Raw genomic sequence first — 24944 nt, forward strand, 5'->3', positions numbered from 1 at the left:
TGCGGTTGATTCCTGGGAAGTCTACTCTGGTAAACAAATCGTTTTCAGGAGTGAAAGATGTCGTTAACGAATCCTTTTTTACGTCACAGCACGTTGCCGTACCAGGCACCGCAGTTTGATCAGATAGAGGTGCAGCACTATCGCCCAGCGTTCGATGAAGGCGTGCGGCAAAAACGTGCAGAGATCGAGGCGATTGTGCAAAACCCGCAGGCCCCTGATTTTGCCAATACGTTGCTGGCGCTTGAACAAAGCGGCGCTTTGCTGACACGCGTAACCAGCGTTTTCTTCGCGATGACGGCGGCGCACACCAACGATGAACTACAGCGCCTTGACGAAGAATTTTCCGCAGAACTGGCGAACCTTGCCAATGATATTTATCTCAATGGCGCGCTTTTTTCGCGCGTTGAAGCGGTCTGGCAACGGCGAGGTTCGCTGGGGTTGGATAGCGAATCATTACGCTTGCTGGAGGTCATCCACCAGCGTTTTGTATTAGCCGGCGCGCGTTTAAATGAGGTCGATAAAGCGAACCTTAAAGCGCTCAATACAGAGTCCGCCACGTTGACCAGCCAGTTTAATCAACGTCTGCTGGCGGCGAACAAGTCCGGTGCTCTGGTGGTGGATGATGCACGTTACCTGGACGGACTCAGCGCAGAGGAAATTGCTGTTGCCGCCGAAGCTGCAAAGGAGAAAGGGCTTGAAGCGCGTTGGGTTATCCCGCTATTGAACACGACTCAGCAACCGGCGCTTGCGGCGTTACGCGATCGCCAGACCCGTGAGAATCTGTTCAACCGCGCATGGACGAGAGCAGAAAACAATGACGCTAACGATACTCGGGCGATTATTCAGCGACTGGTCGAGATCCGGATGCAGCAGGCGAAACTACTCGGTTTTGCCAATTACGCCGCCTGGAAAATTGCCGATCAGATGGCAAAAACACCGGAAGCTGCACTCAATTTCATGCGGGCGATTGTTCCCGCTGCGCGAGCCAGGGCATTGGATGAACAGGCCGAAATCCAGAATGTTATCAATCACGAACAGGGGAAATTTAACGTCGAGGCCTGGGACTGGGCATTTTATGCCGAGCAGGTTCGTCGTGAGAAATATGCACTTGATGAGGCGCAGTTCAAACCTTACTTTGCCCTTGATACGGTGCTGAACGAGGGCGTTTTCTGGACAGCTAATCAACTCTTTGGCATAAAATTTATAGAACGGTTCGACATTCCTGTTTATCACCCGGATGTTAGGGTATGGGAAATATTCGATCACGATGGCGTAGGGCTGGCGTTATTTTACGGCGATTTCTTTGCCCGGGAATCGAAAAGCGGTGGTGCCTGGATGGGCAATTTTGTTGAGCAATCGCAACTCAATGAAACCCGGCCGGTTATTTACAACGTGTGTAATTATCAAAAACCAGCAAAGGGTCAGCCTGCATTGTTATTGTGGGATGATGTTATTACGTTATTTCATGAGTTTGGGCACACGTTGCACGGCCTGTTCGCCACTCAGCGTTATGCCACGCTTTCAGGGACCAACACTCCGCGTGATTTTGTTGAGTTTCCTTCGCAGATCAACGAACACTGGGCGAGTCATCCGCAGGTCTTTGCTCGTTTTGCTCGTCATGTTGATACCGGGGAGCAAATGCCGCAGGCGTTGCGGAATAAGATGCAGCGGGCCAGCCTGTTTAACAAAGGTTACGACATGACCGAACTGCTCAGTGCCGCATTGTTGGATATGCGTTGGCACAGTCTGGAAAAGAGCGCGTTATCTCTTTCGGTCGAACAATTTGAACAGCAGGCGCTGGCGGCTGAAGGTTTGGATCTCAAGGCTGTGCCGCCTCGTTATCGCAGCAGCTATTTTGCCCATATCTTCGGCGGCGGTTATGCCGCAGGTTATTACGCCTATTTGTGGACGCAAATGCTGGCCGATGACGGCTATCAGTGGTTTGTAGAGCAGGGCGGATTAACTCGCGAAAACGGGCAGAAATTCCGTGAAGCTATTTTGTCCCGCGGTAACGGTACTGATTTAACTGAACTTTATCGCCAATGGAGCGGGCGTGCTCCAAAAATGGAGCCAATGCTGGAACATCGTGGTTTGAGCGTCTAAGAGAATATTAGCCAGAATATTGAGCCGGGCGTGATGCCCGGTTTTTTATTATTTTAAAAGATGGCAATTTTTAGGGTTTTATATGAAAGTTGACAATAATAGTTATCAACAAATGATGATGAAATATATTCAGGAATGCTAGTTTAATAATGATGATGCCTTTGGATGTTTGATAAGATTAGCGTTCATGTACGGGCAGGTTTCTCAGGTAATTGTTAATGAAAATAGGGTTTCTAATAGCTGTGCTTGTTATGTCCGGATGTGCAGATAGTACAATTGTGCAATCCAGCGTCACTCCGTTTACGCCACATGTTTCACGCTCAAATGCTGAAATCATCGCACGGTATAAAGAAGCGCGTGAATCCGGGTTTTCCCATGGTTCTGCGTATCAATATGCCAGAGGCGACAAGACCTACACATCCGATCAATTAGAGGTGATTGGGCTTAATGAAATGCTGAATGAACCGTTATTGGTTTGACCGCTTTAGTGACAACGCTATGCCACACCAGATGGTATAGCGTAATATCCTGTTAATTACGATTTATTAATTACTATTAAAAAATTTACATAAATTTTCTTTTTTATCGTTAAGATAATTCCATCAGAAACGCTCGAACAGGGAGGGAGAACGTGATGATGAGAAATACGAAGGAAATAGATGCAATTTTGATTGAGTTGAACAAATCCATTGATGCCCACTACAAATGGTTAGTGACCATGTTCCGCTGCGTGGTGTCTTCAGATGTTACGCAGCCAGATATTATGGGTGAAAACTCGCATTTTGTTTGTCGATTTGGACAGTGGCTTGATAATCAATCACGGTACAATGAGGATGATTGTAGTTACGTAAGCAAGATAAGCGCCACCCACGAAAAAATGCATTTATCAGGCAAGAAATTGCTAATGGCTATCGTGGAGAATCGTAGCCATTCATGGCATTTCGACAGCTTCCAGGACGCGCTGCTGGCATTTACCTCATCTGTAATGGACTACAAAATATATTTATTGAGTATCCGCAGTAATATCGACGCATTAACAGGTTTACCTGGCAGAAGAATGCTCGATGAGTCTTTTGATCGGCAGTTGCTCGATGCCGAACCGCTTAATCTTTATATATTGTTGTTAGATATCGATCGTTTTAAATACGTTAACGATACCTACGGCCATTTGGTTGGTGACGTGGTATTGCGGGCTCTGGCATCAAATTTATTGTCATGGACGCGATATGATGAGGCGGCGTACCGCTACGGTGGAGAAGAGTTCATTATCATCATCAGGACAAAAACGGACGAGCAGGCATGCCAGGCGGGTTTGCGACTTTGTCGTCTGATTGGTCAGAAAAAAATTCCCTACGCTGAGGGAGAGATCGGTATCACGGTGACGGCAGGCATAACCCGGGTTCAACAGGGTGAAACGCTGGATACCGCGCTTGGTCGGGCCGACAGGGCGATGTATCAGGGGAAACAGACCGGCAGGAATCGCTGCATGTTTATGGATGAAAATGAGCAAATTGCGTTGGTGGACACCAATGACGGAACCTCGTATCCCCTCAGTGCGTGAGTTTTCGAAAAACGCTTTGAGGTAGTTGCGTTTCGTTTAACTTTCATTGGGGTTGTCGATGATAGGTTAGCTGACTATCCGTTATCTTCGCAGGGAATTGCCAGATAGCGTATAAAAGCAAAACACAAATCTATCCATGCAAGCATTTACCGCTGGTTTATCCGGCGGTTTTTTTTATCTGTAAATCAGGAAAAAGGCACAGCGAGTGCGATTCAGGTAAAAAAATGGCCCCTTGTGCAGTTACGCTACAAGGGGCCGGGTCGGTGCAGGACTATCTCCGTTCATCAATCATCCCATCTGTGGCTAAAATACGCGGCCAGGAAACCGGAAAATAAAATAATTCCCAGAACAGCCATAAAAATATTCATATTACCCAGCATAGTAAATGCTCCTTTATCTGTGAGTTTCCTCTCTTACCTTAAGTTCACCTCGCTTATGACTATAGTAGCAATTCAATCTTAAACAAAGGCTGAACTGTGTGATTATTTCGACTGAAAAGTAAATTTTTGACATGATCACGTCGAATAAAATAAATAATAGTGACGAGACACATTTATCTGCGCACAAATAACTCTGTTTTTAAACCCTGAGACGCTGTTATGACGGTGTGCTGCTGATACAGATTGTTGCACGTTTATAATGCAGAGTTGTCTCATGGTGGTTCAATTTTTCGTGTGATTAATCCTTTTTGCGGGAAAATGTAATACTGATTTATGTGTGCGAGATGCTAATTTATTGATTTTATATGAGGTTTTAATATCTGGCATTGTTTTTGCCTTATCACTTCTGAACACCCTTAATTTGCACCCTTTTGTCTGCCCGGCTGCACCGGAGCTTTCAGCAAGTCTAATTTCAGGAGTGAAACTATGCAGCGTCGTACATTTTTAAAAGCTTTTGCATTTTCTGCCTCTGTTGTCGCAATGGGCGTGAGTTTTAGCGTTCAGGCAGCCGACACCATTAAGGTTGGCATCATGCATTCGTTATCCGGCACGATGGCCATATCCGAAACGCCGCTAAAAGATGTGGCGTTGATGACCATCGATGAAATAAATGCTCAGGGCGGTGTGTTGGGTAAAAAGCTGGAACCGGTGGTGGTTGACCCGGCCTCGAACTGGCCGTTATTTGCTGAAAAAGCAAGACAACTGCTGAGTCAGGATAAGGTGGCGGCAGTTTTCGGCTGCTGGACATCGGTTTCGCGTAAATCGGTTCTACCGGTATTTGAAGAGTTAAACGGTCTGCTGTTTTACCCGGTGCAATATGAAGGTGAGGAGATGTCGCCTAACGTCTTCTATACCGGCGCAGCCCCCAATCAGCAGGCGATCCCTGCGGTTGAGTATCTGATGAGCGAGGACGGCGGTAGCGCGAAACGCTTCTTCCTGCTGGGCACGGATTATGTTTATCCGCGCACGACCAACAAAATTTTACGCGCTTTTTTGCACTCAAAAGGGGTCGCCGATAAAGACATCGAAGAGGTGTACACCCCATTCGGACACAGCGATTACCAGACCATTGTCGCCAGCATTAAAAAATTCGCCGCAGGGGGAAAAACGGCGGTGGTATCAACCATCAATGGGGATTCTAACGTACCGTTCTATAAAGAGTTAGCGAATCAGGGGCTGAAAGCCACCGATGTGCCGGTGGTGGCTTTTTCCGTGGGTGAGGAGGAGCTACGCGGTATTGATACCAAACCGCTGGTGGGTAACCTTGCCGCCTGGAACTACTTTGAGTCCGTCGATAATGCGGCCAACAAAAAGTTTGTCGCTGATTACCGGGCGTATGCCAAAGCGCACAAATTACCGAATGCTGATTCGGTGGTGACGAACGACCCAATGGAAGCCACATATGTTGGCCTGCATATGTGGGCGCAGGCGGTAGAAAAAGCCGGAACTACCGATGTGGATAAAGTTCGTGCAGCTATGGCGGGGCAATCCTTCGCTGCGCCATCAGGTTTTACCCTGACCATGGATGCGACCAACCATCACCTGCATAAACCCGTCATGATTGGCGAGATTGAAGGCAACGGCCAGTTTAACGTGGTGTGGCAAACCGATGAGCCGGTCCGCGCCCAGCCGTGGAGTCCGTACATCGCTGGTAATGATAAAAAATCTGAACAGCCAGTGAAAACCGCCAGCAACTGATCTAACGCCCTCCTGCGGGAGGGTAATGCTTTGGAGAACGCTCATGAAAGCTATGCGCTTTATTCGTGGTGTGTTGTTGCTGATGTGGTTTTTGCCGTGGATAGCCCAGGCCGCAGATGCTGATACCTTTACCGCCGCCAACCGTGCTCAGCAGGGCGCCTTGCTTGAACAATGGGCGGTGAATCCTGACGTTCAGCGCATCCCGCTGCTCAGCGCACTGCGAGATGAGAACCTGCTGACCGATAACACGAAAAATGCCTTTATCATGAACGGCTCGCACGTACAGCCGTTAGGAACAGCGATAGCCCCAAACGGCGAGCTAAAAAAAATTCGCCTGACTAACCGCCTGCGTAATCTGGTAGCCGGAGCGTTGGCTGTCCATCAGCTTTTAAGTGACAGTGTCACGGTAAGGGAGGAGGCAGCTCGTACATTACAGCGTGAGGCGCAGCCGGACATGCTGCCGTTTTTACAACAACGACTGGCTCAGGAGTCAGATGGTGATGTGAAATTCGCACTCGCTATTGTACTGGCAAATCTGCAATTGGGTAGCACCTCGCCGGAAGTCAGGCTTCAGGCAATCGAACTATTAGGGGCGTCAAATGATCCTGAAACTCAGGCGCGCCTGCAGCTATTCACCAGGGCTGAACATGAACCCGATGCCCGAGTGCGTGCTGCCGCTGACGAAAGTCTGAATTCCATCTCGCATCGCATGAAGGTTGGGGATCTTCTTGGGCAGGCTTTCATGGGACTGTCGCTGGGCTCAATTTTGCTGTTGGCGGCACTGGGGCTGGCTATTACCTACGGGCTACTCGGCGTCATTAATATGGCGCATGGCGAGATGTTAATGCTTGGGGCGTACTGTACCTGGATGGTGCAACAGCTTATGGGCCAGTTTTTCCCGCATGGGTTAGCCTGGTATCCGGTTATTGCACTTCCGGTCGCCTTTTTGCTGACTGCGGCAGTAGGAATGCTGCTCGAGCGTGGGGTGATACGCCATTTATATGGCCGTCCGCTTGAAACGCTACTGGCGACCTGGGGTATCAGCCTGATGCTCATCCAGTTGGTGCGTATGACTTTTGGCGCGCAAAACCTGGAAGTCGCCAATCCGGCATGGCTTTCCGGCGGCATTCAGGTTTATGCCAATCTGATATTGCCGTGGAACCGAATAGTGGTGCTTGGCTTTGCCATGCTGGTGCTGTTCTTCACCTGGCTGCTGTTGAACAAAACGCGCCTCGGGCTGCGCGTGCGTGCCGTGACGCAAAATCGCAATATGGCGGCCTGCTGCGGCGTACCTACCGGACGAGTCGATATGCTGGCCTTTGGCCTTGGTTCAGGAATTGCCGGACTGGGAGGTGTGGCGCTCTCGCAACTAGGTAACGTAGGACCGGAGCTGGGGCAAAGCTACATTATCGATTCGTTTTTGGTGGTGGTACTGGGCGGCGTTGGACAGCTTGCCGGGAGCGTGGCTGCAGCTTTTGGGCTGGGGATCTTCAATAAAATTCTGGAGCCTCAGGTGGGGGCGGTTCTTGGCAAAATCATGATCCTGGTGTTGATCATTCTGTTTATTCAGAAACGACCTCAGGGACTGTTCGCGCTGAAAGGGAGGGTTATTGACTGATGACGATGCCAATGACAATAACGCTGGCGCGTAAAGCGCCGCGTACAACACGCGTGCTGGGTCTGGGCTTACTGCTGGCGTTGATTATTCTGCCGTTTCTTGCGCTGTTACCTGCGGAGCATCCGCTGGCCATATCGGTGTGGACGTTGACGCTGGCCGGGAAAATTCTCTGCTATGCCATTGTGGCCGTTGCGCTGGATCTGGTGTGGGGCTATGCCGGAATGCTCTCGCTGGGACACGGTATCTTCTTCGCGCTGGGGGGCTATGCGATGGGAATGTACCTGATGCGCCAGGCTTCCGGCGAAGGATTACCGGCCTTTATGTCGTTCCTGTCGTGGAGCGAGCTGCCCTGGTTTTGGTGGGGGACGCAACATTTTCTCTGGGCGATGCTGCTGGTTGTTCTGGTGCCGGGCCTGCTGGCGCTGGTATTTGGTTGGTTTGCCTTCCGTTCAAAAATCAAAGGTGTCTATTTCTCCATCATGACCCAGGCCCTGACTTTCGCCGGAATGCTGCTGTTTTTCCGCAATGAAACCGGCTTTGGTGGAAATAACGGTTTTACCGGTTTTACCACCATTCTGGGGTTTCCGGTGACCGCGACGTCCACCAGGATCGCGCTGTTTCTGGCGACGGTTATGCTGCTGGTGCTGGCAATATGGCTGGGACTTGCGCTGGCACGCAGTAAGTTTGGGCGTATTCTGACCGCCGTACGCGATGCCGAGAACCGTTTGATGTTCTGTGGTTACGATCCGAAAGGTTTCAAGTTACTGGTGTGGACGCTTTCCGCTGTACTGTGCGGCCTGGCCGGGGCGCTTTATGTCCCGCAGGTAGGGATTATCAACCCCAGCGAAATGTCGCCGACCAACTCGATTGAAGCGGCGATTTGGGTTGCTCTCGGCGGACGTGGAACCCTGATCGGCCCGGTATTTGGCGCTGTACTGGTGAACGGTGCTAAAAGCCTGTTTACCGTCATTATGCCGGAATACTGGCAGCTGTTTCTTGGCCTGATCTTTATTGGCGTTACGCTTTTTTTACCCCGTGGTGTGATTGGCCTGTTTCGCAAAGGAGACAAATAATGCAGCCGGATGAAGGACTTTTTACTCGCCAGATGCCGGGCGATCGGTTTCGCGAACAAACGGACCCAGTGCTCCAACTGGAAAAAATTAACGTTAATTTCGACGGATTCCAGGCGTTAACGGATCTCTCGCTCAATATTGGCGTCGGGGAGTTGCGCTGTATTATTGGCCCTAACGGCGCCGGGAAGACGACGTTAATGGATGTCATAACCGGTAAAACCAGACCGCAAAGTGGTCGTGCGATATACGATCAGTCGACCGATTTAACAACGCTGGATCCCATTGCCATCGCGCGTCAGGGGATTGGACGGAAATTTCAAAAGCCCACGGTATTTGAAGCATTAACGGTGGAAGAGAACCTGGAGCTGGCGCTGAAAAATGATAAATCTGTCTGGGGGTCACTACGGGCACGACTCTCAGGCGAACAACGGGATCGTATTGATGAAGTACTGGCGCTGTTGCGGCTGGGTAATGAGCGGGCCCGCCGCGCCGGTCTGCTTTCGCATGGGCAAAAACAGTTTCTCGAAATTGGCATGCTGCTGGTACAGGAGCCGCATTTACTGCTACTGGATGAACCCGCGGCGGGGATGACGGATGCGGAAACGGAATACACGGCGGAGCTGTTTCGCCAGCTTGCGGGTAAGCACTCTCTGATGGTTGTTGAGCACGATATGGGATTTGTTGAAACCATTGCCGATCGCGTCACAGTATTACATCAGGGACGTGTCCTCGCTCAGGGGAGTCTTCGCGATGTGCAGGCCAACGAGCAGGTTATTGAAGTTTATCTCGGGCGTTAAGGAGTTTACATGCTGCAGGTGAAAGAACTGAATCAATATTATGGTGGCAGCCATATTCTGCGTGGGGTGAGCTTTGAAGCGCGTATCGGTGAGGTAACATGCTTGCTGGGGCGTAACGGCGTGGGGAAAACAACACTACTAAAGTGTCTGATGGGGCTTATTCCGGCCCGTAGCGGAAGCGTGCTCTGGCAGGATAAAAATGTCACTCACTGGAAGCCGCATCAGCGGGTCCGGTCCGGTGTGGCGTATGTCCCACAGGGGCGTGATATTTTTCCGCGTTTGACGGTCGAAGAGAATCTGCTGCTCGGTCTTTCCCGTTTTTCAGCACCGGAGGCCCGGCATGTGCCTGATGATATTTACGCGCTCTTTCCTGTTTTACAGGAGATGAAGCATCGGCGTGGCGGAGACTTGTCCGGCGGGCAACAGCAGCAACTGGCCATTGGACGAGCGCTGGCAAGTCGCCCACAGTTGTTGATTCTTGATGAGCCAACGGAAGGGATCCAGCCGTCGGTGATTAAAGAGATTGGTCAGGTGATTTCTCAACTGGCGCACCGGGGGGATATGGCTATTTTGCTGGTGGAGCAATTCTACGATTTTGCGCAGCAGCTGGCCGACAAATACCTGCTCATGTCGCGGGGCAGCATTATTCAAAGCGGCGATGGTAAAAATATGGAGGCCGAGGGCGTTCGGGGACTGGTTGCAATCTGAGGTATGCGACAGAGCGGCTTCGGCTCTGTCGCTATACTCATCAACAGACCACCGTCTGCCCCCAGGGCTTGGCGCGCATGCCTTTTATCATGAGCGCCCAGGCAAGAACGATCGCCACTATCAGCGCGACAAACAGCGACCATGGCGGCAATGTGGTTAAAATGACGCCGCTGACTAATGGGTTAACCGCTGCGCCAAGCCAGCCCAACGACTGGGCGGAAAAATAGCTGGCTTTCATGCCTGCTGGCGCGATGTTGTCGATAAGCATGTATTCACCCGGCGCGTAAATGACTTCGCCGATAGTGAAAAAGGCAGCAGAAATTCCCCATAACAACAGACTGTTGCCGGAGAAAGCGAAACCGACCAGGCCAACGACAAAGAAGACTGTACCCACTGTCATCAACGGGCGGATATTCGTGGCGGTGAGCCTGCGGCCAAGTGCGTATTGCAGTGATACTACGATGGCGGCGTTAACGGGCAGGACGACTGCTACCACTTTCTCGGCAAAATCGCCATCCGCTACCACCATAACGTATTGCGAAATACAGGACGCAAAAGCACCGCCAACAAACGATGCCAGAAAGGCCGATAACGTAAACCAAAATAATGCCCGGTCGCGCAGGAGTACCGAAGGGGACCACACCGCGGCGTTTAAACCTTCTGATGGTGCTGTCGAACGTTTTACCCAGGTCTGGATAAACACCAGTGGCAATGCTGAACAGGCGGCAGCCAGCCAGAATGGCAGGTTAATGCTTTGCATCACCAGTAGAGTGCCCAGCGGTGGACCAACGGTCCAGCCAATATTCAGCACGGTATAGTTAAGCGAGAAAATTTTAGTCTTGTTGGTGGCAGACAGATTATCGGCAAACCAGGCCTTCAGCACCGTGGCGAAGACGGAGTAGGCACAGTTGATCAGGGCAAAGAGTAAAACCACTACCGCCACGTTATGCACCAGCGGGATTGCAATAAAGCCAGAAGCAAAGCCACAAATTGCCAGCAGCATATAGCGTTTTTTATCGAACTTGTCGGCCAGAATACCAAAGCCAAGGCTGAACACCACGCCAATGGTCAGCGCGACCGTCATCGCATAGCCGATCAGGTCAACGCTCAGATGATACTGCCGACTAAGGTAAATCGTCATGAACGGCAGAGTGGCGCCACGGCCAATTGTTAATAATAATGATGACGCGAGTAACGCGAGAGTGGACCTTCTCAAGGAGATATTCATTTGCCTGCCCGACAATGCATGTTGTTATGTTTTTTTTAGATATAAGAAACAAATAGCATGCCAAAACTGTGATGTACACTCAATAAGTTGTCCGAAAATGCCTTGCGTGGCCTACCTGAAATAATGATCTGTTACGGCACAACGATTTCCGTTACTTTAACTTGTTTACAAAAATTTAATATTTGCAGGGGCGGTGGTATGTCGCGTAAAGACGGGTTGTTAGCGTTACTGGTTGTCGTGGTTTGGGGACTGAACTTTGTCGTTATTAAAGTGGGTCTGCACAATATGCCACCGCTAATGTTGGCGGGATTACGTTTTTTACTGGTGGCGTTTCCGGCAATACTCTTTGTTGCCAGGCCGAAAATCCCACTTTCGTTATTGCTAGGCTATGGCCTGACCATCAGTTTTGGGCAGTTCGCATTTCTCTTTAGCGCTATCAAATTCGGCATGCCTGCAGGGTTAGCTTCTCTGGTATTGCAGGCTCAGGCGTTTTTTACCATTGTTCTGGGCGCATTTGCTTTCGGTGAGCGCCTGCAGGGTAAACAATTGGTTGGGATTGCGCTGGCGGTATTTGGCGTGCTGGTACTGATTGAGGCTAGTCTGAACGGTCAGCATGTTGGCATGCTCGGTTTTATGCTGACGCTGGCGGCGGCGCTAAGCTGGGCCTGCGGTAATATCTTTAACAAAAAAATCATGCAGCATACATCGCGTCCGGCCGTTATGTCGTTGGTGGTATGGAGCGCGTTAATTCCCATTGTTCCATTCTTCCTGGCATCATTGATTCTGGATGGTCCAACGCAAATGACCCACAGTCTGGTGGAGATAGATATGACCACCATTCTTTCACTGGTTTATCTGGCGTTTGTGGCGACCATTGTGGGTTACGGTATCTGGGGTTCGTTACTCGGACGCTATGAAACCTGGCGTGTCGCGCCGTTGTCGCTGTTGGTGCCGGTCGTTGGACTGGCGAGTGCGGTCGTGCTGCTGGATGAAACGCTGACCGGATTGCAACTGCTCGGTGCGCTACTGATCATGGCAGGGTTGTATATCAATGTGTTTGGCTTTCGGTTGCGTAAGGTTGCGTCGGTGAGGGGCTAAAAAAGCCCCGCAGTGGCGGGGCAATATAATTACAGGTTGCGCATATTGTAATAAGGCACACCTAGTTCGTCGGACTTGTCGCTGCCTGCACCCATATGATTAAAATCGAACGGGGACTGATCGTGCGCAGGGGGCATAATCATCGCGTCGCGACTGTTCTGGGTGGCAGGTTGCGCGGTCTGTTCCGCCATGCTCTGGCCCGAAACAACAAACAGCAGGGCCAGCATTGCATAAGACAGAAGTTTCATGATTTCCTCGGTTACGTCGTTAACTGGCGATTAGCAATTACATTGATTGAGTGGAAGCAAATAGCGTGATTCACCGTGCATATTCGTCATACGGTACTTATGCGGCGGAACATCAAAATAGTTTTTGAATGTCCGGGTCAGCGTCTGCTGAGACTCAAAACCGTAACGCTCTGCCAGATAAAGAATGGGCTCGTTACTCTCTTTTAATTTTTGCGCTATTTCAGTCATTTTACGGCTGCGAATGTATTGACCCAGTGAATGGCCGGTTTCTTTTTTAAACATCCGTTGCAGGTGCCATTTGGAGTAACCTGAACGCTCAGACACTTTTTCCAGCGAGAGCGGCGATTCAAGGTTATTTTCGATCCAGTCCAAAATGCTATGAATAGTGATTGTGTCAGTATTGCGTCTGGACATCGTCATACCTCTTTCTGTTTACGGCAGGATTCTCTTAAGCAAGTGCTCAAGTATGGCTACTTCATCCGCCGTTAAGTTTTTTGTTAGTTCCTGGTGCAGGTCTTGCCCTACTAATTGATGACACTGCTCGCAAATTGCTGCGCCATGCTCAGTGAGTTTCACCAGCACGCCACGCTTGTCATGTGGATTCGGAAGCCTTTCGATCCAGCCTTTACAGGCCAGTCTGTCCAGCATTCGCGTCAGGGCGCCAAGGTCGACAGACAGCACTTTTTTCAATTCGACAGGGGTGATGCACACCGCGCAACGGATGGAGCAGAGCACCTTGAACTGCGATGCCGTGATATCCAGCGGTGACAGATAGTCGTTTAGCAAACGATCTTTTTTCTGATTAACCATATAGATCAAACGACCCAGTGGGATTATTTCGTTAAACAGATCACTGGTGTTTTTCACAATGGTTGCCCTGGCAAGTAGTTAGTCACGGCTGATATTATTGCTTAGGCAAATATAAGTCAAATGAATGAGTCAGCAAATGCCACGTTTTGTTAAATCATCAGACTCAACATCCGATGAGTGAAATTTTAACGATCTGATAATTATGGTTTATACGCGTGGATGAAAAATGAATCCTTACATCGCGAAAATGGCTTATCTCGCGGATTTCACCGTATACTTGCCGTTGACGATTAACGCACAGGAAAGATGACATTATGATGGACTTGTTTAAAGCGATAGGACTTGGGCTGGTAGTCCTGTTACCGTTGGCAAACCCGTTAACCACCGTAGCGTTGTTCCTTGGCCTTGCCGGCAATATGAACAGCGCAGAGCGTAACCGTCAGTCACTCATGGCGTCCGTTTACGTGTTTGCCATCATGATGGTGGCGTACTATGCCGGGCAACTTGTGATGAATACCTTCGGGATTTCGATTCCCGGACTACGTATTGCGGGTGGGTTAATCGTTGCGTTTATCGGCTTCCGGATGCTGTTTCCGCAGCAGAAGGCGCATGATTCTCCGGAAGCGAGAAGTAAGTCAGAAGAGCTGGAAGACGAGCCGACTGCCAATATCGCCTTTGTACCGTTGGCTATGCCAAGCACTGCCGGTCCGGGGACGATTGCGATGATCATCAGTTCCGCGTCAACCGTGCGTCATGGTTCCGAATTTCCGGACTGGGTGATCATGGTCGCACCGCCGATTATTTTTGCGGTTGTTGGGATTATCCTGTGGGGCTGTTTGCGCAGTTCCGGGGGGATCATGCGCCTCGTCGGCAAAGGTGGTATCGAAGCGATTTCTCGTTTGATGGGCTTCTTACTGGTGTGTATGGGCGTGCAGTTTATTATTAACGGCGTGCTGGAAATTATTAAAACCTACGCTTAGAACGCTGTGCCCGGTAATCGTTAATGTCTACCGGGCGCATTTTTCACGAATGCTGAGGCTGTTCTTCCAACGATACCGGCCATTTACGAAAGATAATCACCGACCATATCAACGCGGCAACGGCAGGCACTGCGCCGACGTAACCAATCGTAGACATCGACCAGTGTAAACTCACCTGATTGCCTACCAGCGCACCAGCGCCAATACCGATATTAAAGATACCTGAGAACAGTGCCATTGCGACGTCAGTCGCATCCGGAGCAAGCGCCAGCACTTTCACCTGCATTCCCAGACCTATCAGCATGATGGCGACGCCCCAGAAAATACTCAGGACAGCAAGGTGCATTTCGCTGTCAGCAGCGGGAAGTAACAGCACCAGACATACCGTCAACAGGGCAATGGCACTGCTAATCAGCACTGACGCATGCAGATTCCCCAGCTTACCGAAAATGACGCTACCGACAATTCCCGCGCCACCCAGAACCAGCAACAGCACGGTAGCAAAGTTTGCGCTCAGACCCGCGACGGTCTGCACAAACGGCTCGATATAGCTGTAGGCCGTGTAATGTGCGGTGACCACAATCACCGTCAGTAGATACAGACTCATCAATGCCGGACGATGGAATAACACCGGCAGGCTTTTTAAAGAGCCGGAGTGCTCACTGGGGAGTTTGGGCAGGAGCTTTATCAGGCAAAGCAAGGTAACTAACGCCCCCATACCGATGGCGAAGAAGGTCGTGCGCCAGCCAAAATACTGACCGACGATACGTCCGATTGGCAGGCCAAGCACCATCGCCAGCGCGGTGCCGGTGGCAATCAGGCTGAGAGCCTGTGCACGTTTACCGGCAGGGGCCAGGCGGATCGCCAGCGATGCGGTAATCGACCAGAAAATAGCGTGCGCAAAAGCAATACCAATACGGCTAATTACCAGCACGGTAAAATTCCATGCCAGGAAAGAGAGCACATGGCTGGCGATAAACACAACAAACAGACAGATCAGCAGTTTTCGGCGCTCCACCTGACTGGTAAGTAACATAAAAGGGAGCGACATCAGGGCGACAACCCAGGCGTAGATCGTCAGCATGATCCCGACCTGAGCGGTCTGCATATTAAAACTTTGTGCGATGTCGGACAGCAAGCCGACAGGGACAAACTCGGTGGTATTGAAAATAAAACCGGCAATGGCAAGCGTAACTACCCGTAGCCACGCGACCTTGCGGGAAACAGTGTCTGTTGTCATATCAAATAAGAGGATTAGCTGCGAAAAGGTAAGGCCACGATCTTAAAACGTTTGCTGGCGAAAATACAATCATTTTGTGATGTGGATCTCATTTCATTGGCAGGGCGCCACAATGTGCTGCCGAACATTCCTCGTATTTTTAAGTATTTCAATAATAATGAAATTCCGGGCGTATGACTTCACCCGGATTTACAGGTATTCATGTTCTTTGAGGATTGCCAGTTACTCCGGGCTCTGTGATAACTGAGGGTTCAACACCTCAATAAACGCTTCCAGCTGACGTGTCATTGCACCTCTGCGCCAGACCAGCCATGTATTCAGCCAGCGCCAGTTCTCGCTTAGCGGCCAGGCGTTGACCTGATGATGCCCTGGCATACTCTCCAGCATCGATCGCGGGATTAGTGCGATACCCGCACCGGCAATGACGCAGGCCAGCATGCCGTGATATGACTCCATTTCATGAATGGTGCCGGGCATGGCGCGATCGGCATGAAACCAGCTTTCAAAATGGCGGCGATAGGAACAGTTGGCGCGAAAGGCGTAAATACTGCAACCGTTGACGTCGCTGGCCCGCTGAATGGGGGGATGGCCGTGCGGCGTCACGATCATCATCTCTTCACGGTAGACCGGCATTCCTTCAAGTCCCGGATGGGTAATTGGGCCATCGACAAAGGCCGCGTTCAATGTTCCGTCGAGTACGCCGTCCAGCATTGTGCCTGAAGGACCTGTCGCCAGCGCGAACTGAATTTTGGGGTAACGCTGATTATATTCAGCCAGCGTAGCGGGGATGCGAACTGCTGCTGTACTTTCAAGCGAGCCGAGAGAGAAGAGTCCTTGTGGCTCATCCCCGGCGACGACCATCCTGGCTTCCTCAACCAGTGCCAGGATCCGCTGGCTGTAGCGCAAAAAGTTGTGCCCGGATGGGGAAAGCCGCAGGCGCTGGTTTTCACGAATAAACAGATCAACGCCCAGGTCGGCTTCAAGCTGACGTATACGGGTGGTGAGATTGGATGGCACGCGATGCACCTTCGCGGCGGCCTGCGTAATACTGCCAGTCTCCGCGACGGCATTGAACATTTCCAGCTGCGTCAGATCCATAATCTTCTCTATTCGTGAATGGTATGGTTAATATTATTCATTTTTCAGAAAGAGTAAATATGCTCATGATATAACCATACCCTGCGATAAAGAGAGGCACTTATGACTATCACAGCAGCAACACATGCGATTTCCATTGACCCTGCCAGCGGTGAAAGGCTGACGGCGACGCCGTGGGCCAGCGCGGAAGAGATTGATCATGCGCTGAACCTTGCCGCGAATGGCTATAGCGAATGGAAACATACTTCCGTTGAGCACCGTGCGCAAACGCTGCGCCAGATCGGGCAATCTCTGCGCCATCGTGCGGAAGAGATGGCGCAGTGTATCTCACGTGAAATGGGTAAACCCATTAAGCAGGCGCGTGCTGAAGTCGCCAAGTCAGCTGCATTGTGTGACTGGTACGCCGAGCATGGACCGGCGATGCTCAATCCGGAACCTACGCTGGTGGAGAATAACCAGGCAGTGATTGAATATCGTCCGCTAGGAACCATTCTGGCGATCATGCCGTGGAACTTCCCGCTCTGGCAGGTAATGCGAGGTGCCGTCCCGATTCTGTTGGCCGGAAATGGCTACCTGTTAAAGCATGCGCCAAACGTAACCGGCTGTGCTGCAATTATTGCGCAGGTTTTCGCTGATGCTGGTGTACCCGCGGGGGTTTACGGTTGGGTTAATGCCGATAACGCTGGGGTCAGTCAGATGATCAATGACCCGCGTATTACGGCGGTAACGGTGACAGGCAGTGTACGTGCCGGTGCGGCGATTGGCGCTCAGGCTGGGGCCGCTCTGAAAAAATGTGTGCTTGAACTGGGCGGCTCCGATCCGTTTATTGTCCTCAATGATGCTGACCTCGATCTGGCCGTTAAGGCGGCGGTCGCTGGGCGTTATCAGAACACCGGGCAGGTTTGTGCGGCAGCCAAGCGCTTTATTATTGAAGAAGGGATTGCGGCAGAGTTTACTTCACGCTTTGTGGCCGCTGCGAGCGCGCTCAAAATGGGTGATCCGCTGAACGAAGAAAACGATCTGGGGCCGATGGCGCGATTTGATCTGCGTGATGAGCTGCACCAGCAGGTAGAAGCTACCCTTGCCGAAGGGGCACGGTTACTTCTCGGCGGGGAAAAAATTGCTGGTCAGGGCAATTACTATGCCGTGACGGTACTGGGCGATGTCACTCCAGAGATGACGGCGTTCCGCCAGGAGCTGTTTGGTCCGGTTGCGGCAATTACCGTGGCGAAGAATGCTGAACATGCCTTAGCGCTCGCGAATGACAGTGATTTCGGCTTATCCGCCACGGTGTTTACTGCGGATGAAGCGCTGGCGCAGAAGATGGCGTCACGCCTGGAGTGTGGTGGCGTATTTATCAATGGTTACAGCGCCAGCGATGCTCGCGTTGCGTTTGGTGGTGTGAAGAAAAGTGGCTTTGGCCGCGAACTTTCTCACTTTGGCCTGCATGAGTTTTGTAACGTGCAGACCGTCTGGAAAAACCGCCTTTGATGGTGTGGGTGCCTCCGCTGGGGGCACCTGTCTTATTTCTGCAATTTTTCTGTCATTTACTCTCCGTACACTCGCGGCTAACGCTTTGATACAGAAGAGTAATATGAACATAACGCAAATTTTCCATCGTCTAATACCCCGTCAGTTCGGTCTGTTAACCGGCATTTTTTGCATTATTGCGCTGTTCTCTGTTTTGCAGGTCGTGTCCTCCTTGATGCTCTCGGCCTCAGTCAGCGACGCACAGCATAATGAAGGGCGTAATCAACTCGCGCTTTTGCAGCAGGCAAAGGTCGATGAAGCGCGGGTGGCGTTATTATCTGCCAGCGATTTACTTAACCGTGCGGGAATTTATTTTATGCAGGATGCCGCCACCGGTTCGGACGGGAGTTGGCGTCCGTTAATGGAAGAGGCATACCGGGCGCTGGCGCAGTCAAAAAGTGCATGGGATGCCTGGCGGGATATGAAGCCGCAGTCGGACCCGGGTCTAACGGAGAGCTATCAGCGTTTTTATAGCGGTATTCAGGAGCAGGCGGATGGGCTGACGCAGTCAGGTTCCATTGATGCGTTTTTTGCCGTACCCGTGCAGGCCTTTCAGACAGACTTTAACGGTAATTACGCGCGCTTTCAGCAGGACAGTGGGCGACATGCGGAAGCTGGGCGTCAGCAGCTGTTGACCAGTCTTGAGCGTTTACAGAATCTATTTTTGTTTATTCCTCTGGTGCTGGTGGCTATCGCCTTTCTGGTCTGGCGTAGTATGTTCCGTTGGGTGATTATGCCGCTGCGACGGCTGATCGATCATATCGATATTTTAGCGGCGGGTGATCTTTCTCGGCCAGCCCCGCAGGTGAGTCAGTTTAATCGGGAAGTGACGCAATTAAGTTCGCGTATTGCTGCAATGCAGCAGGGGCTCTGCGCGCTGGTGCGGCAGGTGAATAATGCCACCACCGCAATGGTAGGAAATATCAACGAACTTGCGCAGAACAATAAACAACTATACCAGCAGTCGGCAAAACAAAGTGAAGAGTTGAGCACTGTGACATCGCATATTTCGGTTCTGGAAACGCATGTTGAGGATAACAGTGGCTTTGCTGAACTGGCGAATCAACGCGCAGTGCAGGCGCGTGATATTGCGGCAGGTGGAGACCGAATGATGGCGACGGTAAATGCGTCAATGCAGGCGATTGTGACTCGCTCGTCTGAAATGCGAGGGATTACAACGCTTATCGACAACATTGCATTTCAGACAAATATCCTGGCTCTCAACGCCGCAATCGAGGCAGCACATGCCGGGGAGCAAGGGCGCGGGTTTGCCGTAGTTGCGAAAGAAGTTGGGCTGCTGGCGCGGAAAAGCGGTCAGTCTACGCAAAACATTCAGACACTGATTAAACACTCCTTACAGGGCATTGAAGAGGGCTTTCACGCGGTTAACGGACTGGATAAGAATTTGCAGCAGGTTATCGCACTGGTGGAAAACCTCGGCGCGTTACTGAACGACATTTCGACTGCAACGTTAAATCAGGGGAACAGTATTCATCAGTTAACCCGTCAGCTCCATGTCCTGAACGGCGAAGCCCGACAAACCAGTGATCTGGTGAATGCTGCATCTGATTCTTCCTTACAGCTTCACCATGAATCTAACCAGCTTATGCAGGCCGTGGCCAGATTCCGCCTTCCGGCCTGACGCTGCGTATTCAGCTCTGTTATACTCGCAGGCCTTTCATACCTGCGAGCAAGGAGCATGTTGTGGCCAGGGCCATGGACAATTCAATTTTAGAGACTATTGTGCAGCAGGTTCGTCCGCTGATTGGTCAGGGTAAGGTCGCTGATTACATTCCGGCATTAGCCTCCGTCGACGGTTCAAAACTGGGTATTGCTATCTGTACCGTTGATGGACAGCACTATCAGGCGGGAGATGCGCAAGAACGTTTTTCTATTCAGTCGATTTCAAAGGTGCTCAGTCTGGTCGTGGCGATGCGTCACTATCAGGAAGAGGAGATCTGGCAGCGCGTCGGCAAAGATCCTTCCGGTCATCCTTTTAACTCCCTGGTGCAGCTGGAAATGGAGCAGGGTATCCCTCGCAATCCCTTTATTAATGCCGGGGCGCTGGTGGTTTGCGATATGCTGCAAGGGCGTCTAAGCGCACCGCGTCAACGGATGCTGGAAGTGGTGCGGACATTAAGCGGCGTTTCGGATATCGCCTATGATGCGACGGTCGCGCGATCGGAGTTTGAGCACTCGGCGCGTAACGCCGCTATTGCCTGGCTGATGAAATCCTTCGGCAATTTTCACCATGACGTGCCCACCGTTTTGCAGAACTATTTTCACTACTGCGCGCTGAAAATGAGCTGTGTGGAACTGGCGCGGACTTTTGTCTTTTTGGCAAATCAAGGGCATGCCTTTCATCTTACTGAGCCTGTGGTCACTCCGATGCAGGCCCGGCAGATCAATGCGCTGATGGCGACCAGCGGCATGTATCAGAACGCAGGGGAATTTGCCTGGCGGGTCGGGCTTCCGGCGAAATCAGGCGTGGGTGGCGGCATCGTGGCGATCGTGCCACACGAGATGGCGATTGCTGTCTGGAGTCCGGAACTGGATCCGGCGGGAAATTCACTGGCCGGTATCGCCGTGCTGGAGCAATTAACACAACAGCTGGGGCGCTCGGTTTACTGATGAAAACGCTCGATCCTCTTTTTGCCCGGTTGGCGAAATCAACGTTTCGCTCGCGGTTTCGTCTTGGTCAGAAAGAAAGGCAGTATTGTCTGGATAAAGGGGCGCCAGTTATCGAACAACATGCTGCGGATTTTATAGCTAAACGACTGGCACCTGCGTTTCCCGCCAATGATGGAAAACAGACTCCTATGCGTGGTCACCCGGTATTTATTGCTCAACATGCTACGGCGACGTGCTGTCGAGGGTGTCTGGCGAAATGGCATGATATACCTCAGGGTGTAGCGCTAAACGATGAACAGCAACGTTACGTTGTCACGGTTATTTACCACTGGTTAGTGCTCCAAATGAACAAGCCATAGATAACATTATCCTATGATATGCCCCCTTGTGTTGTGTAATTGTTAAAAGCAGTATGAAGGGGTCAATCTAAGGAGAAACCATGGCTTCCGGCAAACCCTGCTTTGTGCTGAGCGCGGCACAGATTCTGTCGCGAATCGACGAGCTCAGCGATGTTCTTGAACAGTGCGTCAATGACGGCGCCTCCATCAGTTTTATGCTGCCCTTTAATCGCGAAAAATCAGAGCCTTTCTGGATGAAGGTCGCGCAAAGTGTTTCTCGCGGAGAACGGATCGTTCTTGGTATGCAGAATGCGCAGGGGGTGCTTGTCGGTACCGTCCAACTCATTATCGATCAACCCGAAAATCAACCTCATCGTGCTGATGTCGCCAAACTGCTGGTTCACCCCTCAGCGCGACGCGGTGGCCTGGCCCGTGAATTGATGAACGAACTGGAAAGTTGCGCGCGTCAACAAGGTAAAACGGTGCTGGTGCTTGATACGGCGACGGGCAGTGGTGCGGAGTTGTTCTACCACAATTGTGGGTGGAAAAAGGTAGGGGTGATACCTGACTATGCCCAAATGCCCGATGGGATGCTGACCGGAACCACACTTTTCTATAAAACGCTCTAATTTGTCGCCGGGGATTGATCAAAACAGGGTTTCAATGTATTAAAGTTTGCTAACCTATTGGACCAATTCAATCAGGTTGTATGACTAATCATAAAGGGAACCCATTGTGCAAACACTAAATCGTCGCGATTTCCCCGGTGCTCAGTATCCTGAACGCATTATTCAGTTTGGTGAAGGAAACTTCCTGCGCGCCTTTGTAGACTGGCAGGTAGATCTGCTCAACGAGCATACCGATCTGAACGCTGGTGTGGTCATTGTTCGTCCTATCGAAAGTTCCTTCCCGCCATCGCTGAGTACGCAGGATGGCCTCTATACCACTATCATTCGTGGTTTGAATGAGAAGGGCGAGGCCGTCAGTGATGCCCGTCTTATTCGTTCAGTTAACCGTGAAATCAGCGTCTATAGCGAATACGATGAGTTCCTGAAGCTGGCGCATAATCCTGATATGCGTTTTGTGTTCTCTAACACCACGGAAGCAGGTATCAGTTACCACGCGGGCGATAAGTTTGACGACGCGCCAGCGGTTAGTTATCCGGCTAAACTGACGCGTCTGCTGTTCGAACGCTTCAGCTATTTTAACGGCGCATTGGATAAAGGCTGGATTATCATCCCTTGCGAACTGATTGATTATAACGGTGATGCGCTGCGTGAACTGGTTCTGCGCTACGCTCAGGAATGGGCGCTGCCGGAAGCGTTTATTCAGTGGCTGGATCAGGCCAATGCATTTTGCTCCACGCTGGTGGACCGTATTGTTACCGGCTATCCGCGTGATGAGGTAGCTAAGCTCGAAGCTGAACTGGGCTATCATGATGCTTTCCTCGATACCGCAGAACATTTCTATCTGTTTGTCATTCAGGGGCCGAAGTCATTAGCCGCAGAACTACGTCTGGATAAGTATCCGCTGAATGTCCTGATCGTGGATGACATCAAACCGTACAAAGAGCGCAAAGTGGCGATTCTCAACGGTGCTCACACCGCGCTGGTCCCTGTTGCCTGGCAGGCAGGGTTGGACACCGTGGGTGAGGCAATGAATGACGCTGAGATTTGTGCTTTCGTGGAGAAAGCGATCTATGAAGAGATCATTCCGGTACTGGATTTACCACGTGATGAGTTAGCTTCTTTTGCCAGCGCGGTAACCGGTCGATTCTGCAATCCGTACATCAAACATCAACTGCTGTCGATTGCCCTGAATGGCATGACCAAATTCCGCACCCGTATATTGCCGCAACTGCTGGCAGGGCAACAGGCCAGCGGTAAGCTGCCGGCGCGTTTGACGTTTGCGCTTGCCGCGTTAATTGCTTTTTATCGTGGAGAGCGCAACGGTGAGTCTTATCCGGTTCAGGATGATGCGCACTGGATAGAGCGTTTTCAACAGCTGTGGTCCCAGCATCGCGATCGCCAGATAAGTACCGAAGCGTTGGTCAAATCTGTACTGGGTGTCAAAGAACACTGGGAACAAGATCTGACGCAGGTTTCTGGACTGGTGGAACAGGTCTCTGCCGATCTGGATACCATTCTGGCAAAAGGTATGCGTGAAGCCGTTAAGCCACTGTGCTAAGACGACTACCGACAACCCGGCTCAGGCCGGGTTTTTTCTTGATATGCATTAGTTACAACATACTGTGTGGTTTATATCATAAACCCGGTCTGTGACTTAGGTGCGGCTTCATTTTAAGCAGGGCAAAAGTTGTTGGGTTAATGTTGCGATTAACTTGCAACATTGATCGCTATCGCGTCTAATGTGACGGATTTCACATTTTCCCGAAGATAACCATGATCGTTCGTCCCCAACAACACTGGCTGCGCCTGATATTCGTCTGGCATGGTTCAGTATTATCTAAAATATTCTCACGGTTGCTGCTGAACTTCCTGCTCTCCATCGCCGTTATCATCATGTTGCCCTGGTATACGATGTTGGGTATCAAATTTACCCTGGCACCGTTCAGTATTCTGGGCGTGGCGATTGCTATCTTTTTAGGTTTTCGCAATAACGCCTGCTATTCACGTTATGTCGAAGCCCGACACCTGTGGGGGCAGTTGATGATTGCTTCCCGATCACTACTTCGCGAGGTGAAAACCACCTTACCGGATGACGCCGAACTGGGACAGTTTGTTCGTCTGCAAATCGCATTTGCCCACTGTTTACGCATGACATTACGTCGAAACCCACAGGCAGAGCCGTTGGCGAAATATCTCAGCGAGAAAGATCTGCAGACGGTATTTGCCGCACAATCGCCAGCAAACCGCATTTTGTTGCTGATGGGGGAGTGGTTGGCCGTACGCAGACGTGATGGACAGCTGTCCGATATATTATTTCATAGTTTAAACAACAGATTAAATGATATGTCGGCAGTACTGGCAGGTTGTGAGCGAATCGCGAATACACCAGTTCCGTTTGCTTATACTTTGATCCTTCATCGCACTGTTTATCTGTTTTGTATCATGCTGCCATTCGCGTTGGTGGTGGATCTTCACTACATGACGCCGTTTATTTCAGTGCTTATTTCCTATACTTTTATCTCGCTCGATGCGCTTGCGGAAGAGCTTGAAGATCCGTTTGGTACTGAGAACAATGACCTGCCGCTGGATGCGATTTGCAATGCAATCGAAATCGATTTACTGCAAATGAACGATGAAACCAATGTGCCAGCAAAACATATGCCGGATAAACATTACCAACTAACTTAGTTTCGTTCAGTTTCCCACCATGCTGGCCGCATATCAGAAAACGAATGAAACTCCGGCGCCAGATTTTCATCATTAGGATCGTCAAAAATGCCGGCTAAAAGCGCAATGACCGGAGCGTCATCGATGGCGCCCACGGAACTACCGCACTGAGGGCAAAAAGCCCGACTGGTGGTTTCAGATGAGCGCCAGGTTGTCGGTTTTCCGGCTTTTCCCGTCCATTCTACATTTTCTGCATCAAACTCAATCCAGACGACGGTCGGGGCACCCGTATGTTTCCGGCATATATCGCATGAGCAGGTATGGGAATTATTAGGACTGCTGGCAGTGAAGCGGATCGAGCCACACAGACACCCACCAATGTAGACTTTAGACATAACAACCCCCGTCAGAAACATGTGGCAAGACACTAGCAGATGCCTGACATAGCC

Annotated in this window: 25 protein-coding genes; 17 read left to right on the plus strand and 8 right to left on the minus strand. The window is 50.9% G+C overall.

Annotated elements, in window-relative coordinates; translation table 11 throughout:
- Positions 1 to 57 precede the first annotated feature (57 nt).
- The 3 genes from dcp (at position 58) to C2U43_RS11945 (ending at position 3664) form a co-directional block, all read left to right on the plus strand.
- Positions 58 to 2103 carry a peptidyl-dipeptidase Dcp gene (dcp, locus tag C2U43_RS11935; protein ID WP_103285185.1) on the plus strand — a complete coding sequence of 682 codons (2046 nt, stop codon included), beginning with the start codon at positions 58 to 60 and terminating at the stop codon, positions 2101 to 2103.
- Positions 2104 to 2321: 218 nt separating this feature from the next.
- Positions 2322 to 2582, plus strand: coding sequence for a hypothetical protein (locus C2U43_RS11940; protein ID WP_103285186.1), 261 nt, complete (start codon positions 2322 to 2324; stop codon positions 2580 to 2582).
- Between the two features lie 155 nt (positions 2583 to 2737).
- The gene (locus C2U43_RS11945) at positions 2738 to 3664 is read left to right on the plus strand and encodes a diguanylate cyclase (protein ID WP_103285187.1); all 927 of its coding nucleotides are present in this window, start codon (positions 2738 to 2740) and stop codon (positions 3662 to 3664) included.
- 284 nt (positions 3665 to 3948) lie between these two features.
- Here the strand turns inward: C2U43_RS11945 and mgtS are convergent, their stop codons facing one another.
- Positions 3949 to 4044, minus strand: coding sequence for a protein MgtS (gene mgtS, locus C2U43_RS11955; protein ID WP_003032406.1), 96 nt, complete (start codon positions 4042 to 4044; stop codon positions 3949 to 3951).
- A gap of 486 nt (positions 4045 to 4530) precedes the next feature.
- Between mgtS and urtA the strand changes: the two genes are divergently transcribed.
- The 5 genes from urtA to urtE are packed head-to-tail and all read left to right on the plus strand — an operon-like array spanning position 4531 to position 9998.
- Positions 4531 to 5802, plus strand: a complete 1272-nt coding sequence (gene urtA / locus C2U43_RS11960) for an urea ABC transporter substrate-binding protein (protein ID WP_103285188.1) — start codon at positions 4531 to 4533, stop codon at positions 5800 to 5802.
- A gap of 43 nt (positions 5803 to 5845) precedes the next feature.
- Positions 5846 to 7420 (plus strand): urea ABC transporter permease subunit UrtB, encoded by a 1575-nt coding sequence (gene urtB / locus C2U43_RS11965; RefSeq protein WP_103285189.1) that lies wholly within the window; start codon positions 5846 to 5848, stop codon positions 7418 to 7420.
- Positions 7420 to 8493, plus strand: coding sequence for an urea ABC transporter permease subunit UrtC (gene urtC, locus C2U43_RS11970; RefSeq protein WP_008784742.1), 1074 nt, complete (start codon positions 7420 to 7422; stop codon positions 8491 to 8493). Before urtB ends, urtC begins: the two co-directional genes overlap by 1 nt.
- The gene (gene urtD / locus C2U43_RS11975) at positions 8493 to 9290 is read left to right on the plus strand and encodes an urea ABC transporter ATP-binding protein UrtD (RefSeq protein ID WP_048235402.1); all 798 of its coding nucleotides are present in this window, start codon (positions 8493 to 8495) and stop codon (positions 9288 to 9290) included. Before urtC ends, urtD begins: the two co-directional genes overlap by 1 nt.
- A gap of 9 nt (positions 9291 to 9299) precedes the next feature.
- Positions 9300 to 9998: an urea ABC transporter ATP-binding subunit UrtE gene (gene urtE / locus C2U43_RS11980; RefSeq protein WP_060682225.1), complete on the plus strand. Its 699-nt coding sequence runs from the start codon at positions 9300 to 9302 to the stop codon at positions 9996 to 9998.
- 40 nt (positions 9999 to 10038) lie between these two features.
- Here the strand turns inward: urtE and ydeE are convergent, their stop codons facing one another.
- A complete protein-coding gene (ydeE, locus tag C2U43_RS11985) occupies positions 10039 to 11226 on the minus strand; it encodes an efflux MFS transporter YdeE (protein WP_060682224.1) in 1188 nt (395 codons plus the stop codon).
- A gap of 198 nt (positions 11227 to 11424) precedes the next feature.
- On the opposite strand from ydeE, the gene eamA reads away from it, so the two are divergent.
- Positions 11425 to 12324, plus strand: a complete 900-nt coding sequence (gene eamA, locus C2U43_RS11990) for an O-acetylserine/cysteine exporter (RefSeq protein WP_103285190.1) — start codon at positions 11425 to 11427, stop codon at positions 12322 to 12324.
- A 29-nt stretch (positions 12325 to 12353) separates the two neighbouring features.
- On the opposite strand, the gene marB is transcribed toward eamA, so the two are convergent.
- The 3 genes from marB to marR are packed head-to-tail and all read right to left on the minus strand — an operon-like array spanning position 12354 to position 13439.
- Positions 12354 to 12572, minus strand: coding sequence for a multiple antibiotic resistance protein MarB (gene marB / locus C2U43_RS11995; protein WP_003832934.1), 219 nt, complete (start codon positions 12570 to 12572; stop codon positions 12354 to 12356).
- A 30-nt stretch (positions 12573 to 12602) separates the two neighbouring features.
- Positions 12603 to 12986: an MDR efflux pump AcrAB transcriptional activator MarA gene (marA, locus tag C2U43_RS12000; RefSeq protein ID WP_003032424.1), complete on the minus strand. Its 384-nt coding sequence runs from the start codon at positions 12984 to 12986 to the stop codon at positions 12603 to 12605.
- Between the two features lie 18 nt (positions 12987 to 13004).
- A complete protein-coding gene (gene marR / locus C2U43_RS12005; protein ID WP_103285191.1) occupies positions 13005 to 13439 on the minus strand; it encodes a multiple antibiotic resistance transcriptional regulator MarR in 435 nt (144 codons plus the stop codon).
- A gap of 257 nt (positions 13440 to 13696) precedes the next feature.
- On the opposite strand from marR, the gene C2U43_RS12010 reads away from it, so the two are divergent.
- Positions 13697 to 14362, plus strand: coding sequence for a MarC family NAAT transporter (locus C2U43_RS12010; RefSeq protein WP_003832936.1), 666 nt, complete (start codon positions 13697 to 13699; stop codon positions 14360 to 14362).
- A gap of 43 nt (positions 14363 to 14405) precedes the next feature.
- Here the strand turns inward: C2U43_RS12010 and C2U43_RS12015 are convergent, their stop codons facing one another.
- Both C2U43_RS12015 and ptrR read right to left on the minus strand, forming a co-directional pair.
- Positions 14406 to 15602 carry a sugar transporter gene (locus C2U43_RS12015; RefSeq protein WP_032943422.1) on the minus strand — a complete coding sequence of 399 codons (1197 nt, stop codon included), beginning with the start codon at positions 15600 to 15602 and terminating at the stop codon, positions 14406 to 14408.
- A gap of 222 nt (positions 15603 to 15824) precedes the next feature.
- Positions 15825 to 16700, minus strand: coding sequence for a putrescine utilization regulator PtrR (gene ptrR / locus C2U43_RS12020; RefSeq protein ID WP_048214206.1), 876 nt, complete (start codon positions 16698 to 16700; stop codon positions 15825 to 15827).
- 102 nt (positions 16701 to 16802) lie between these two features.
- On the opposite strand from ptrR, the gene sad reads away from it, so the two are divergent.
- From sad to C2U43_RS12055, 7 genes are all read left to right on the plus strand, one after another.
- Positions 16803 to 18191, plus strand: a complete 1389-nt coding sequence (sad, locus tag C2U43_RS12025; RefSeq protein ID WP_103285192.1) for a succinate-semialdehyde dehydrogenase — start codon at positions 16803 to 16805, stop codon at positions 18189 to 18191.
- A 103-nt stretch (positions 18192 to 18294) separates the two neighbouring features.
- A complete protein-coding gene (locus C2U43_RS12030; RefSeq protein WP_103285193.1) occupies positions 18295 to 19872 on the plus strand; it encodes a methyl-accepting chemotaxis protein in 1578 nt (525 codons plus the stop codon).
- Positions 19873 to 19934: 62 nt separating this feature from the next.
- On the plus strand, positions 19935 to 20861 hold the full coding sequence (gene glsB, locus C2U43_RS12035; RefSeq protein ID WP_103285194.1) for a glutaminase B: 927 nt from the start codon (positions 19935 to 19937) through the stop codon (positions 20859 to 20861).
- Positions 20861 to 21220, plus strand: coding sequence for a DUF4186 domain-containing protein (locus tag C2U43_RS12040; RefSeq protein WP_008784753.1), 360 nt, complete (start codon positions 20861 to 20863; stop codon positions 21218 to 21220). Before glsB ends, C2U43_RS12040 begins: the two co-directional genes overlap by 1 nt.
- Before the next feature lie 80 nt (positions 21221 to 21300).
- Positions 21301 to 21828 (plus strand): GNAT family N-acetyltransferase, encoded by a 528-nt coding sequence (locus tag C2U43_RS12045; protein WP_103285195.1) that lies wholly within the window; start codon positions 21301 to 21303, stop codon positions 21826 to 21828.
- A 106-nt stretch (positions 21829 to 21934) separates the two neighbouring features.
- The gene (locus C2U43_RS12050; RefSeq protein ID WP_008784755.1) at positions 21935 to 23386 is read left to right on the plus strand and encodes a tagaturonate reductase; all 1452 of its coding nucleotides are present in this window, start codon (positions 21935 to 21937) and stop codon (positions 23384 to 23386) included.
- Between the two features lie 215 nt (positions 23387 to 23601).
- Positions 23602 to 24516 (plus strand): bestrophin family protein, encoded by a 915-nt coding sequence (locus C2U43_RS12055; protein ID WP_032943428.1) that lies wholly within the window; start codon positions 23602 to 23604, stop codon positions 24514 to 24516.
- On the opposite strand, the gene C2U43_RS12060 is transcribed toward C2U43_RS12055, so the two are convergent.
- Positions 24513 to 24890 carry a GFA family protein gene (locus C2U43_RS12060; RefSeq protein WP_103285987.1) on the minus strand — a complete coding sequence of 126 codons (378 nt, stop codon included), beginning with the start codon at positions 24888 to 24890 and terminating at the stop codon, positions 24513 to 24515. The genes C2U43_RS12055 and C2U43_RS12060 overlap by 4 nt on opposite strands.
- Positions 24891 to 24944 lie beyond the last annotated feature (54 nt).

It is taken from the genome of Citrobacter freundii complex sp. CFNIH9, assembly GCF_002903305.1.
In the GTDB taxonomy this organism is placed as follows: Bacteria; Pseudomonadota; Gammaproteobacteria; order Enterobacterales; family Enterobacteriaceae; genus Citrobacter; species Citrobacter portucalensis.